A 13,339-nucleotide genomic window follows, 5' to 3' on the forward strand; every position below is an offset into this window, starting at 1 on the left:
ACGTGCCTTCGGGGTGTGGTCGGTGGGAGGTGGGAGACTGGGCCGATGCGGCTGTACCGGGATCGAGCTGTCGTGCTGCGCCAGCACAAGCTCGGCGAAGCCGACCGCATCGTGACTCTGCTCACCCTCGAGCACGGGTTGGTCCGTGCCGTGGCCAAGGGTGTGCGGCGTACCCGGAGCAAGTTCGGGGCGCGGCTCGAGCCGTTCGCCCACATCGACGTTCAGCTGTACCCGGGCCGCAATCTCGACATCGTCACGCAGGTGCAGGCCATCGACGCGTTCGCAAGTGACATCGTCAGCGAATACGGCCGCTATACCTGTGGGTGCGCGGTGCTGGAGACCGCCGAGCGGTTGGCCGGTGAGGAACACGCGCCATCACCCGCCCTGCACCGGCTCACCGTCGCGGCGCTGCGCGCCGTGGCCGACGGCACCCGACCGCGCGAGCTGGTGCTCGATGCATACCTGTTGCGGGCCATGGGAATTGCAGGGTGGGCCCCGGCGCTCACCGAATGCGCGCGCTGCGCCGCACCTGGGCCGCACCGGGCGTTCCACGTCGCCGCGGGCGGAAGCGTATGCATGCACTGCAGGCCGTCCGGATCGGTGACGCCGCCCCAGGGCGTGCTGGACCTGATGTCCGCCCTGCACGACGGGGACTGGCCCGTCGCCGAGGCGTCCACGTCGTCGCACCGCAGCCAGGCCAGTGGACTGGTGGCGGCGCACCTGCAGTGGCACCTCGAACGCCAGCTGCGGACGTTACCGCTGGTGGAGCGGGCCTATCGCGTCGATCGCACGGTCGCCGACCGGCGAGTCGCCCTGTTCGGGCAGGATGTGGCGCATGGCTACGAAGAGGGGCAAGGAGACTTACCCACAGCTGCCTCCGGCGCCTGACGACTATCCGACCTTCCCGGACGAGTCCACGTGGCCGGTGATCTTTCCCGAGCTCCCGCCGGGGACCAACGGCAGGTTCTCCCGCCCCCCGCAGCACACGTCGAAGGCGTCGGCGCCGCTCATTCCGGCAGGTCAGGTGCCCAGTCACGTCGCGGTCGTGATGGACGGAAACGGCCGCTGGGCGACGCAGCGGGGTCTGGGTCGCACCGACGGGCACAGGATGGGTGAGGCCGTGCTGATCGACATCACGTGCGGCGCCATCGAGCTCGGCATCAAGCACCTGACCGTGTACGCCTTCTCTACGGAGAACTGGAAGCGCAGCACCGAAGAGGTGCGCTTCCTGATGGGATTCAACCGCGAGGTGGTCCGCCGCCGCCGCGAGAACCTCAACGCGATGGGGGTGCGCATGCGGTGGGTCGGGTCCCGCCCGCGCATGTGGAGCAGCGTCATCAAGGAATTCGACATCGCCGAGAAGATGACCGTCGGCAATGACGTGATCACCATCAACTACTGCGTCAACTACGGCGGCCGCACGGAGATCGTCGAGGCGGCGCAGGAGTTGGCCCAGCTGGCCGTCGACGGCAAGCTCAAGCCGAACCGGATCAACGAGTCGACCTTCGCCAAGCATCTGCACCGCGACGACATTCCCGACGTCGACCTGTTCATCCGGACGTCGGGGGAGCAGCGGGCCAGCAACTTCTTGCTGTGGCAGGCCGCCTACGCCGAGTACGTGTTCCAGGACAAACTGTGGCCCGACTACGACCGTCGCGATCTCTGGGCGGCGTGCGAGGAGTACGTGCAACGCAACCGCCGCTTCGGGAGGGCGTGATGTCCGGAGGGCAGGAGCAAGGCGACCGGGGAATGTCCACGTTGTTGGAGCGGCTGACCTCCGCGCTGGGCGAGGTGACGACGCTCGTCGAGGAGTCCGACGGTGCTCTCACGGTCACGGTGGACGGGATGGTGGCCTCACTGCGGGTCGTGACCATCGCCGAGGGCCTCGAGATGGTGTCGCTCACGCAACCATTGGCGTGGGATTTGCCGCTGGACAACAAGATTCGTGGACGCGTGGCCGAGCAGGCGGGGCGGACGATGCTCGGCACCGTGGCGCTCGTCGAGAAGGTCGCCGATGGTCCACCCGCACCCACGAACGGGTCGTCGGGCCGGGCGGCGCGCAAGCCCGCGGTCAAGAAGGTCGGCGAGGTGATGCTGCGCTACAACTTTCCGGCCAGCGGTCTCACCGAGGACGCGTTGCGCACGTTGATCCTGCTGGTGCTCACGACGGGCGCCGACGTGCGCACCGCGCTGACCGGCTGACGCTCAGCCGAGCGCGCAGTCACCGCACACCCCGAAGATCTCGATGGTGTGGCTGACGTCGGAAAAGCCGTGCTGGGCAGCGACTTCGGCGGCCCAGGCCTCCGCGGCTCCGCCCTCCACCTCGACGGTGGAACCGCAGGCCCGGCACACCAGGTGATGATGGTGGTGTTGCGAACAGCGGCGGTAGACCGATTCGCCGGTGTCGGTCCGCAAGGTGTCCAGCAGCCCGGCCGATGCCATCGCCTGGAGCGTGCGATACACGGTGGTCAGGCCGATGCCCTCGCCACGGCGGCGCAGTTCGTCGTGAAGTTCCTGGGCGGACCGGAATTCGTCGACGTTCTCCAGCAGTGCGGAGATGGCGGTGCGCTGCCGCGTGGAGCGGATCGCGGTGCCGCTCATCGTGGCTCGTCGGCGGTGGACTCGCCGGCGTGGGCGATGGCCGCCAGCACGATGTCGCTGAGGTGATCGTCGACGAGTCGGTAGCGCACTTCGCGGCCGGTGCGCTCCCCGGCGACGACTCCCGCAGACTTCAGGATGCGCAGGTGTTGGCTGACCAGCGGCTGCGGCAGGGCGAGCGCATCGACGAGTTCGTGAACGCATCTAGATGATTCACGAAGCTGAAGCACGATCGCGATGCGGACCGGGGCGGCCAGCGCACGCAGGAGGTCACCGGCGGTCTCGAGGACGTCATCGGCGTGTGCCACCGCAGCCACATTGGAAATCGTTTTCATTACCAGTCAGATTACATGCAGGTTTTCGCATGTCAATCGTGCGGCAGTCGCCCGCTACGCTGTTCATCCGTGGCCTCCATCATCGACACCATCGCCAATCTCGCGAAACGCCGTGGCTTCGTCTACCAGTCGGGGGAGATCTACGGTGGCACCAAGTCGGCGTGGGACTACGGGCCACTGGGCGTCGAGTTCAAGGAGAACATCAAGCGGCAGTGGTGGCGGTCGGTGGTCACCGCCCGTGACGACGTCGTCGGCCTCGACAGCGCGATCATCCTGCCGCGCGAGGTGTGGGTGGCCTCCGGACACGTCGAGGTGTTCAACGACCCGCTGGTCGAGTGCCTGAACTGCCACAAGCGCCACCGGCAGGACCACATGCAGGAGGCATACGCACTCAAGAAGGGCCTCGACGATCCCGACGCGGTCGCGATGACGGAGATCGTCTGCCCGGACTGCGGCACAAAGGGGCAGTGGACCGAGCCGCGCGACTTCAACATGATGCTGAAGACCTATCTCGGACCGATCGAGACCGAAGAGGGCATGCACTACCTGCGCCCGGAGACGGCGCAGGGCATCTTCGTCAACTTCGCGAACGTCGTGACCACGTCGCGTCGCAAGCCGCCGTTCGGAATCGGCCAGATCGGCAAGAGCTTTCGCAACGAGATCACCCCCGGCAACTTCATCTTCCGCACCCGCGAGTTCGAGCAGATGGAGATGGAGTTCTTCGTCGAGCCCTCCACCGCCAAGGAATGGCACCAGTACTGGATCGACACCCGACTGCAGTGGTACGTCGACCTTGGCATCGATGCCGACAATCTTCGGCTGTACGAGCATCCGAAGGAGAAGCTGTCGCACTACTCCGACCGCACGGTCGACATCGAGTACAAGTTCGGCTTCTCGGGCAACCCGTGGGGTGAGCTCGAGGGCGTAGCCAATCGGACTGACTTCGACTTGTCAACGCACTCAAAGCATTCCGGCACCGACTTGTCGTTCTACGAGCAGGCGACCGATACCCGGTTCACGCCGTACGTCATCGAGCCCGCAGCCGGTCTGACGCGGTCGCTGATGGCGTTCCTGGTCGACTCGTATCACGAAGACGAGGCGCCCAACGCCAAGGGCGGCGTCGACAAGCGCACCGTGCTGAAGCTGGATCCGCGGCTCGCGCCGGTCAAGGCCGCCGTGCTGCCGCTGTCGCGCAATGCCGACCTGTCACCCAAGGCCAAGGATCTGGCTGCAGAGCTTCGCAAGTCGTGGAACGTCGAGTTCGACGATGCGGGCGCGATCGGTCGGCGGTACCGCAGGCAGGACGAGATCGGCACGCCGTACTGCGTGACGCTGGACTTCGATTCGCTGGAAGACCACGCGGTGACCATCCGCGAGCGCGACGCGATGACCCAGGAGCGGGTGGCGATCGACGCGGTCTCCGACTACCTGGCCGGCCGCCTCAAGGGCTGCTAACTTTTCTCCCGCGAGCGTGCGTGTCTGCGGGCGACACGCCGCGCCCAAATCAGAGTTCTCGCACGCTCGCCGCGGCTCGTTATCCACAGACGAGTCTTCATCCCCAGATGTCGCGAGGGGGCTCGCCGAAGCAAGCGAGCTGATCGACGATCGTCTGTGTGCCAAAGAGTCTCGACGTCGTCTTCGACGGGCAAGGTGGCGTAGCGACGACTGCGCAGCTGCTGTCAGCCCTGAGCCGTAGCCAGCTCGACACCAGGATCGCGCGAGGCGACCTGATCAAGGTGTGGCCCGGGGTCTACGGCCGTGAGGAGCCCGACGCGCACGTCCGGCTTCGCGGTCTCGACCTTCGAGCCGGCGAACCCGTGGCAGTCTGCCTGTCCACCGCGGCGGCGGCCCATGGCTTCGACACCGAAGGCGTCGACGATCTGCATGTGTTGACGCCGGCCCGGCATCAACTTCGAAACTCCGATGGACTCGTGGTTCACCGGCGCGACGGAGCGCCTGTGGTTCAGGTCGAGAGCAGGCCGGCAACGGCACCGGCGTGGACGGCGGTCGAGGTGGCGCGCGCCTTGCGGCGGCCGCGGGCGCTCGCGACGCTCGATGCGGCGTTGCGCAGCGGCCACTGCGATCGTCGCGAACTAGGTCTCGCCGCGATCGCTCAAGCCGGTAGGCGTGGCATCGTCGCGGTGCGCGACCTCATTCCGTTGGCCGACGCGGCCGCCGAGTCGCCGATGGAGAGCGAATCGAGGCTGATGATGATCGACGGCGGGCTGCCCATGCCGGAGCTCCAATACGAGGTCATCGATCTCAGCGGGCGGCTGTGGCGACTGGACTTCGCATGGCCCGACGCCAAGGTGGCCGTCGAGTACGACGGGTTCGACTTCCACAGTGACCCCGACGCTCTGCGGCGCGATCGACAGAAGCGGGCAGCCTTACTCGAACTTGGCTGGACCGTGATCTCGATCGTCTCCGACGACGTCCGACGAAGGTCCTACGAGACCGTGCGTTGGATCGCGATGGAGTTGGAGAACGAACGCGCGGCGTGAGCGTGCGTCGACTCCGATTTCGACACGGCGTGTCGCCCGCAGACACGCACGCTCGCGGGAGGGTTACGGGCGTTACGGGAGCTAGAAGCGGCCGCCGCCGCCGCCCCAGTCGCCACCGGAGCCGCCGAACGACCCGGGGCTCCAGCCGCCTCCGCCGCCGATGCTCCCACCGATGCCCCCGCGCAACGCGCCCGAGAGAAGGTTGCCGATGAGGATGCCGCCGAGGATGGCGCCGGTGTTTCCGCCTCCGCCGCCGAACCCGCCGCCACCGTAGCGGCCGGTGTACTGGCGCTGCGCCGCGGCGAGGTCCGTATTGGCCATCGACTGCGCCTGTCCCGCCAGCATCGCGGCGCCGTTGGCGTGCTGGATGGCCTCCGAGAGGTTGGTCGACCTGAGGGCCTGCGCCGCCTCCAGTTGGCGCACGGCCTCTGCCAGCCGGGTGCGCGCCTCGGGTCCGACGCTGCCTCTGCGGGTGTCGATGAAGTCAGATACCGAGCGCACCTGCGACTGAGCGCCGAACAGTGCCTGATCGAACGCGCGGTTCAAGCGCGCTGCCGTCTCGACTTCTTCACTGACCGCCTCCAGTAGCCGGTCGAGTTGCGCGTCGGCCTGCGTCAGTTTCGTGAAGGCGCCCAGCGGATCCGAGGTGCCCGCGTTCTGCGCATGCGCGACGGCTGCTGCGGCGGCGTCGCGCGCCGTCGTCAGCTCGGACGCGCGTGGAACGTTGCCCCGCGCGAGCTGGGCGCCGGCGGCGTTGATGCCATTCTGGATGTCGGCGATCGCCGCCGGGAGCGCGGCAACCGCCCGGTTGATGTCGGTGGACGCGCTGTCGACCGCGTCGAGCAGGGTGCGGGCCTGGCCCAACGCGGATTCCGCTGCCCGGATCGCGTCGACGAGCCCGCCCTGGCTGCCCGCTGGCTTGGCGACGAGCGCCCGACCGTTGGTGATGTTCTGGTCGGCGAACGCCAAGCGTTGCTTGGCGGTATCGACATTGCCTGCGACGGACGCCAGCGCGGTCTCGGAGAACTGCGAGTGCAGTGCCGCGAGAGTCTGCCCCGCGGGTTCGATGCGCGCCGTCAGGTCGACCATCTGCTGGGTGAGGGTGTCCAGTCGGTCCGGCGCATTGATGATCAGGTCGCGCAGCTTGCCGAAGGCCTCGCGCTGCGCCTCGAGCTCGTCGTCGGCCCTGGCAGCCGCGACGATGACGCGGGTGAGAAGGTCGCGGCGTTGCGCAGGCGTCTCGGGGATGGTGTCATCGAGGATCTGCCGCACGTTGAACGCTTGCGCCAGCGCGGTTTTGGCGCCTGCGACGGCCTGGACGAACGGGGCGGTGTCCCGCTCGCCGAACTCCTCGACCGCCAGGGTCAGCTCGTTGTCGCTGGTGCGTACGGCGTTGTCGACCTCGACGACGATCGACTTCGACAGGTCATCGAGCGCGTCCGGGGACAGTGACGTCAGCGCGTTGGGATCTGCCGGGTCGACCCGCTTCGCAGCGGCCAATTCGGCCTCGCGGCGCTTGCGTCGCCTGCGCCCACGCCACATCAGCAATGCCAGGAGGGCCACGCCGATGATGGCGAGGAAGACGACCATGCTGACCCAGGAGACGCCTCCGGTCGAGGAGCCCTCGTTCTTCAACCCGGTGGCAGCAGCAGTTGCCGCACCCGCCCAGTTGCCTTGCCGCAGGGCGGGTTCGACCTCGTTGCGGCGGAGATTCGCCTGATCGGAATCGCTCAGGATGTCGGTTCCGGCCAACAGTGCGTAGTCGCGGTCCTGGGTGGCAACCGCCAGCACCGCGTCCTGGTCCGGCTGGAAGTTGTTGATCTGCATGGTGCGTTGTGCCCAGGCCACTCCCGTCTGACCGGAGAAGCTGTCGACGTAGACCACCCACAGCCGAACGCGCCGGGCGGTGTAGAGATCGTCGACGGCCGTCTTGACCTCGCTGAGGCCACTGGCGTCCAACACACCCGCCTCGTCGGTGACGTAGTCGGTCAACCGGGTGGGGGGAGAGGCGCTGGCGGTCGGCAGGTTCGGCGCCAACAGTGTGCCCACGGTCAGTACCGCGAGTAGAAGGCTCAGGAAGCGGACGATACGCATGACGCCAATGTAGTGACTGTCTCCTGGGCTCGGTGCCACGACGTCCGAACGTCCCCCGCCTGAACTGATCCAAAGTCCGTTCCGCTGAGGTCTTCGGTGTTAGTTTCGGACGGAGCGATTCACGTCGGCCCGGGAGGTCGAAATGGCCATGCGATCCGCACGGCTCTCTGGTGATCCCGTCTTGAATCAGTGTCAGGCCGGCACCCACCGGATGCTGGAGCCCGAGGCCAACCTCTCCGTGATGCGCGTCCAAGAGGGGCTCAGCGTGCTCGGCTTCTTCGACGGCGAGTTCGACGGGTTCTTCGGGCCGGTCACTGGGAACGCCGTCTCCGACTACAAGGTGGCCCGGTCACTGTCCCCGTCCGACCCGGTCGTCGGGCCCGGTACCTCGAGCTCTCTCGATGACGAACTGTTCAGTGACCCACCCTCGCTGGATCCGGCGTTCGGCGAGGTGTCCAGCTTCGTGGCCCGCCACGTCGTCGAGCCGTTCATTGGCTTGACGCTCGCACCGCTCATCAGCGCGCCGCTCAACTCCCAGCGGCACGATGTGGGCTCGTTCATGTTGGCCGCCTTGAATTCTGGCTTCCTCGTGGGGATCGTGGCCGCCAGCCGGGTGAGCGACCTTCTCGGTGACAACCGAATACCGCCGGACGTGAAGGCCGCACTCGCCGATCTGGGACCGGCCGCCGGTCAGGGCCGTCAGTTTCTCGGTACCGACGGCAACCTTCACGAGGTCGTCGTCGTCGACGACCTCAGCGTCCGCGGGCTGCGCATCCTGATCCACCGTCCCAGCGGCCGCACGCATCGAGTCGAGCTGATCGAATTGCTCTGCCACGAACTGGCCCACGTGCGAAACGCCGGCCTGAATCTGGATCTCACGCCGGCGTTCGACACCGATACGTTCCTCGACCCCGCATTGGCCCAACAACTCTCGGTTGCTACGGGGCACGACACCCCGCGGGTGTTCAACCAGTTCGTCGAGGAGATGTGCGCGCGCCACGTGGCCTGGATCGTCCAACGCGAACGTGATGGCGACCCGTTTGCCTTGAGGTTTCTGCAACCCGTCGCATTGGCCGAGGCCGCGCACTTCTACTTCGCCGAAACCGACCCGGTGTTCATGTTCGACGACAACGGCTACATGCAGACGATCCGCGATCGTGGTCACGCTGCCACCTTCCAGCAGATCGCGTTGTGGCTGCGGCGTACCTCCACGATGACGTTCAGCGGCAACCCGCAGATCCAGCAGGCATCGGCCCTGGTGTTCCGGGACGCCGCGGACTCGGCGGAATTGACCGCGCTCAACCCGGGGCTGGCCCGTCCAATCGACGACGGGCTGTTTCCGGGAACTCGCGACATGCACTAGCGGCTGGGTTCACAAGCTGAAGTCGGTGGCGAAGACCAGCCTCCGGGCCGCCGGTTTGGAGTCCACCTCGCCGACTCCGCCCGGTGGCCGCTTGACCCAGCATTCTGCCGTCGACTCGTCGGTCTCGAACAACTCGTACTCCGTCAGGACCAATCGTTGATCGTCCTCATCGACGGCTGGCTGCACCGAAATGCCTCCATCCCAATGGATGTCGGCGAGGCTGGTGCCCGAGGCGCGCAGACGAGCGGACTTACCCCATGGCCGCCAGTCCAGGTCGGACCCGCCCTTTGGTCGCACCTGGACCTCTGCGGTCACCTCCCGCGAAGAATCCACCTGCGCGGCGATGGGCGAGCCGTACATGAACTGCTGACCAAGCCGGTTGAACCCGGACGGCCCGCGCAGCGACACCAGCAGCGTTCGGTCGGTCGATCTGGTCACCGCGGCGGTACGGTCGGGAAGAACCTGGATGAAGCCGGGCTTCACCACCGATGAACAATGGTATCCGGCAACGGAATAGGGCTGGTAACGGACTAGAGCGAGGTCGACGAACGGTTGGTAGGCGTCGCCGACGTCCAGTTGAAGGTCGCAGAACCAGAGGCCGCGAGTGGCGTCGAACTGTACCGGGTGGCCGACGACGACGGCGTGTTTCTCCTGACCGGGAATCGACATGTCGGTGCCGACCGCAGTGCGCAGGGGGAACTGGTGGATGTAGGGCCCGCGCGGAGTCCGCTCGGAACTCCACGCCGGATCGCTGCCCCACTTCGAGGTGAGCGGACCCGACGCACCGAGCACACCGTCGATGAGCTCGCCGGTGCCCAGGTCGGCGCCGGCGGCAAGTTCGTCGAGCACCGCGGTGAGGAACCGGTTCCGCTCGGCCAAGCCGCGGGTGTCGGTGTTTCGACGGACGCCGCCGAGGACGGCAAGGTGTGACGCCAGCTGCGCCTGGGCCAGGTCGACGTCTGCCCCCAAGCCAATCGGCCGCTGCACCGGCGCGGGCGTGACGCCCGCGAGCAATCGCGCCGCAGGGCCGAGGCCGGAACTCGCGGTATCGTCGACCAACCCGGCGTCGAGGATCCGCTGCGCGGCCAGATCGGCTGACAGCTGAGCGCCTCCGGCGGCGAGCACGTCGGCGTCGAGATCCGGCGGTGCGGTGAGCCACGGTTGACTTCGGATTACGACGCCCAGCAGCTCGTCCTCACCCGAGGAGAACCAGGGCCGGGCCAGGTACACCCGCAGGCCACCGCCGACCCGCGTCCTGATCTGCGTGACGCCGAGGTTGGGCATCAGTGGCCCCTCGATGCCGACGCCGAGGTGGTCGTCCCACGACCAGGTGGGGACCACGTAGGCCACCTGCGCCGGATCGGGACGGTGCGAGGACGGGATGGAGAGCCGTCGCTTCGGCCCGACGTGACGGATGAGGGTCTTGTCGGCAGTGATTGCCGTCGGAAAGTACTCACGGAATCGCGTGGTGGCCATCGGTGTGTATTCGACCCAACGATGCTTCGTGTCACCGAACTCGTGCCGGACTTCATGTGTCGCAGGGCGTCCCGGGGTCGGCGCCAGATTCTTGCTGCCGATCCGGCAGGCGTCCTCGGTAGCCTCCAGCAGGAAGTCGACGACGTGAGATTGCCCGTGGCGTACGAACCAAGACGGCTTGGTGACGTCGTCGATCGGTTCGGTCCAGGCGGCGTCCACGTCGAGGCGGCCGGTGCTCTTCGCGTGGTTGCCGATGGTTCCGGCAAGCCAGGCGTGGGTGTTGCCTGGATAACGGAACACCCCGGAGTTGTAGACGGCCGGCTCGGAGACGTTGACAACCGGTGCAGCGATGGGCTTTTCGACGGCATGTACCAGCTCGAGCGTGGCCCACGGGGTCAGCATCCAATGCCGACCCGACACCGCGTCGGCTTCCTGCGAGGCCTGGGCGGCGGGACGTTCCAGCATCCACACTCCCATCAACGGCAGAGCGTCCTTCGGCAGGATCGAGCTCATGGCCACCCGAACTTGTTCGGCGGGTCGGAGGAATACTCGTAGGACTCGGGTGTTCTCGTCCCAGTCCGGCGGCCCGCTGCCGTCTTCGATGCGTAGCAGGATGGGGCGCCGGTCGAACCAGGTTGCGTGTCCGGGCCACGTCAGTTCCCACGTACCCGCCGTTCCGGGCAGCGCTGTGAACGATGCGGCTACGGCCAGCGGGTCGGGCAGGTAGGGGAGCGTCAGCAGGTCCACGTCGTGCAGGACGTATTCGCCCTCGCCGAGGTTACCGGTGCGCGAATCGGCAAGGAGGTTCTGCTCATTCAGGACTACGGGACGCGGAGGCGCCTTGCCATCGGTGATGACCCCCGCATCGGCGGGCGACAGAAAGCTGCCTGCCGAACGGGTGGCCACGTCGAACGCCGCATCGCGCTCAGCAGTCGACGACGATTGGCGAACGGCTGCGTCGAACTGCCCGTGCATCTCGGCCAACTGTTGGGATCCGGCGGGCGCGGCGAGGTGGCGGTCGTTCATGGCACGGTACTGCAGATCGTCGCGTTCGTGCCCTGGCAGCGCGCGGATCCTTCCGAGGGCAACGTAGTCGGCGGCGGGAACACCCAGTGTCGACCGAATCACCATGCGCAACAACGATTCACCCTCGGTGAACGGCCGTCGTGGGATGAGTGTGGGTGGCGGTACCGGGTCCCAACGGCGAAATGGCGTGAATGGCGTGACGTGTCGTGGATCGAGGTCGTCCACCGAAACCGAACCTCCGGCCATGTCGACCAGGCGGCTCCGCATCCGGTAGGACCGGCCGAATCTCAAGGCGGGCAGGGAGCCTGCAGTGGGTCGGAAGCTCACCTCGAGCGGCAACTCGAAGCCGTCGGGTTCGTCCCCGGGGGCAGTCGGCCCTTCGACCTCCAACAACCCGATTCGGTTGCCGGGCCTCGGCGCCGACAAACTCCAGCCCTCCCACCCCGCGACTGCCTCGTGCAGGTAGGCCACCTTGGGTTCGGCGACGTTCTTGGTCAGGCTGGCCGCCTTGACGTAACCCTCGTCGGGCCCGATCGGCTCGGCCAGAGGCAACGGCTCACGCTCGCCAGGGATCCCGGTCCGAAGCAGATACGTCCCGGTGCGCGCGTGCAAGGTATACCAGGTGTCCGGTTCCGACTCCTCGGCGACGTCGATCCGGTACCCGCGGGTGACGTCCTCGGCGGTGAGCTCCGGCACGTTGCCGCCGACACGCGAATCGTCGAGCTTCTTGGCGGCGTCCCAGGTGCGGACGATCTTCTCGGCCCGCCCGTTGCGGTAAAGGGTGAGTCCCATGCCTCGCAGCGCAGGCAGCGACGAGGCGTCCGGCGTCATCGATGGCGCCACCGTCTCGCTGCCCGGCAGCTTGGACACGACCTCGGCGGTAACGGCCACGGACGCGGCGGTCCCCGCCAACTTGAGCGCGCCACCATCGACGTCGATCTGCTCGAGCTGGAACAGCCGGTCGGATTCCACGCGCAGCGAGCCGTCGACCAGTTCGTCCTCGTCGCTGCGCGGCCGGGCGATGAAACGGCGTCCTCTGATCTCATAGCTGGTCCACGGCCGTGACACCTCTGCGCGTGCCCAATCCACCGGCAGCTCAACGGGTTCGAATCGAATCTGTCCGACCTCCCCGGGAAGTTCCTCGGCGAGCAGGAAATCCATGGCGAGACCGAGATGCCGCAACAGTTCGGGATAATCGGCCATTGCGGAGACGAAGGCGTGGAACTCAAGGTGAGGCCGCTTGGGCGGGTCGGGGACGCGATCGGGGCCCAGTGGGTCCGCGGCCCCGGGGCGGTCGTAGAAGCGCTGCGCCTCGACGAGCGTTTGATAGCCGCCGGTCACCGAGGTCGGCGGCTGGAGCGTTGAACGGTCGACGTGCCTGCCCGGCGCGCCCGGCGGGCCGCCTGGCCGCGGTGACGCAAAACGCGGCAGTCCGGCGCTGGGTTGCTCGGCGGCAGGGCCCAGTTCCCGACGCCGCAGCCGATCGCCGATCGCCCTCAACCCGACGAGGGGTCCCGTGGTGGTCGGTGGGAAGACGCCAGGGGACTGTTCGGCGACCAGGGCGTAGGTCGTGCGGATCAGTTCGGAGACCGCTTGAGCCGGGAACGAGGCGACGGTCTGGTCGGACAGGTCCTGGAAGGTGCCCGATCCGACGTGGACGTCATCGAAGAGCGTGCGCCACAATTGGCCGTCGGGGCGTGGAGCGGAGGGATCAGGCTGTAGGGCAATGGTTCCCGTGGCCACACCAGATTGGTAGACGAGTGCCAACCGGACTTGCCCGCTGATGGCTCCCCAATCGGAGAAGGTCGGGCAGGTCGATAGCGGGACGGGCGGCACGTCGCCCGTCACGTCCACCCGCGCGGTGACGAAGGCCGTCACCCGCAGCCGCCCGGTCTCGGGATCGCGTCCACGGGGCAGCGCGGTCAGTAGGCCGTCTTCGTCCATGC

10 protein-coding genes are annotated in these 13,339 nt (G+C 67.3%); 6 read left to right on the forward strand and 4 right to left on the reverse strand.

Going from position 1 to position 13,339, the window contains the following annotated elements:
- Positions 1-45 precede the first annotated feature (45 nt).
- Genes recO through QUE68_RS09905 form a run of 3 tightly spaced genes read left to right on the forward strand, consistent with a single transcriptional unit; the run spans position 46 to position 2,202 of the window.
- Complete coding sequence (gene recO, locus QUE68_RS09895; RefSeq protein WP_284233747.1) at positions 46-888, forward strand: DNA repair protein RecO; 843 nt, start codon at positions 46-48, stop codon at positions 886-888.
- A complete protein-coding gene (locus QUE68_RS09900; RefSeq protein WP_284233748.1) occupies positions 836-1,717 on the forward strand; it encodes a decaprenyl diphosphate synthase in 882 nt (293 codons plus the stop codon). Before recO ends, QUE68_RS09900 begins: the two co-directional genes overlap by 53 nt.
- 32 nt (positions 1,718-1,749) lie before the next feature.
- Positions 1,750-2,202: a hypothetical protein gene (locus QUE68_RS09905; RefSeq protein WP_286275540.1), complete on the forward strand. Its 453-nt coding sequence runs from the start codon at positions 1,750-1,752 to the stop codon at positions 2,200-2,202.
- A gap of 3 nt (positions 2,203-2,205) precedes the next feature.
- On the opposite strand, the gene QUE68_RS09910 is transcribed toward QUE68_RS09905, so the two are convergent.
- Together QUE68_RS09910 and QUE68_RS09915 are read right to left on the reverse strand one after the other, a co-directional pair.
- A complete protein-coding gene (locus QUE68_RS09910) occupies positions 2,206-2,601 on the reverse strand; it encodes a Fur family transcriptional regulator (RefSeq protein WP_284233752.1) in 396 nt (131 codons plus the stop codon).
- Positions 2,598-2,933, reverse strand: a complete 336-nt coding sequence (locus QUE68_RS09915) for an ArsR/SmtB family transcription factor (protein ID WP_284233755.1) — start codon at positions 2,931-2,933, stop codon at positions 2,598-2,600. The genes QUE68_RS09910 and QUE68_RS09915 overlap by 4 nt, the downstream gene beginning before the upstream one ends.
- A gap of 69 nt (positions 2,934-3,002) precedes the next feature.
- Between QUE68_RS09915 and QUE68_RS09920 the strand changes: the two genes are divergently transcribed.
- Together QUE68_RS09920 and QUE68_RS09925 are read left to right on the forward strand one after the other, a co-directional pair.
- On the forward strand, positions 3,003-4,388 hold the full coding sequence (locus QUE68_RS09920; RefSeq protein ID WP_284233757.1) for a glycine--tRNA ligase: 1,386 nt from the start codon (positions 3,003-3,005) through the stop codon (positions 4,386-4,388).
- A 158-nt stretch (positions 4,389-4,546) separates the two neighbouring features.
- Complete coding sequence (locus tag QUE68_RS09925) at positions 4,547-5,434, forward strand: PDDEXK family nuclease (protein WP_284233759.1); 888 nt, start codon at positions 4,547-4,549, stop codon at positions 5,432-5,434.
- 81 nt (positions 5,435-5,515) lie between these two features.
- Here the strand turns inward: QUE68_RS09925 and QUE68_RS09930 are convergent, their stop codons facing one another.
- The gene (locus QUE68_RS09930) at positions 5,516-7,528 is read right to left on the reverse strand and encodes a TPM domain-containing protein (protein WP_286275541.1); all 2,013 of its coding nucleotides are present in this window, start codon (positions 7,526-7,528) and stop codon (positions 5,516-5,518) included.
- 142 nt (positions 7,529-7,670) lie between these two features.
- Here QUE68_RS09930 and QUE68_RS09935 point away from each other — a divergent pair, with 142 nt between their 5' ends.
- Entirely contained in the window at positions 7,671-8,891 is a 1,221-nt protein-coding gene (locus QUE68_RS09935) for a hypothetical protein (RefSeq protein WP_284225872.1), read from the forward strand.
- A gap of 9 nt (positions 8,892-8,900) precedes the next feature.
- Here the strand turns inward: QUE68_RS09935 and QUE68_RS09940 are convergent, their stop codons facing one another.
- Entirely contained in the window at positions 8,901-13,337 is a 4,437-nt protein-coding gene (locus QUE68_RS09940; RefSeq protein WP_286275542.1) for a hypothetical protein, read from the reverse strand.
- Between the last annotated feature and the right edge of the window lie 2 nt (positions 13,338-13,339).

Origin of the sequence: Mycolicibacterium sp. TUM20985 (genome assembly GCF_030295745.1) — a bacterium.
GTDB lineage: Bacteria > Actinomycetota > Actinomycetes > Mycobacteriales > Mycobacteriaceae > Mycobacterium.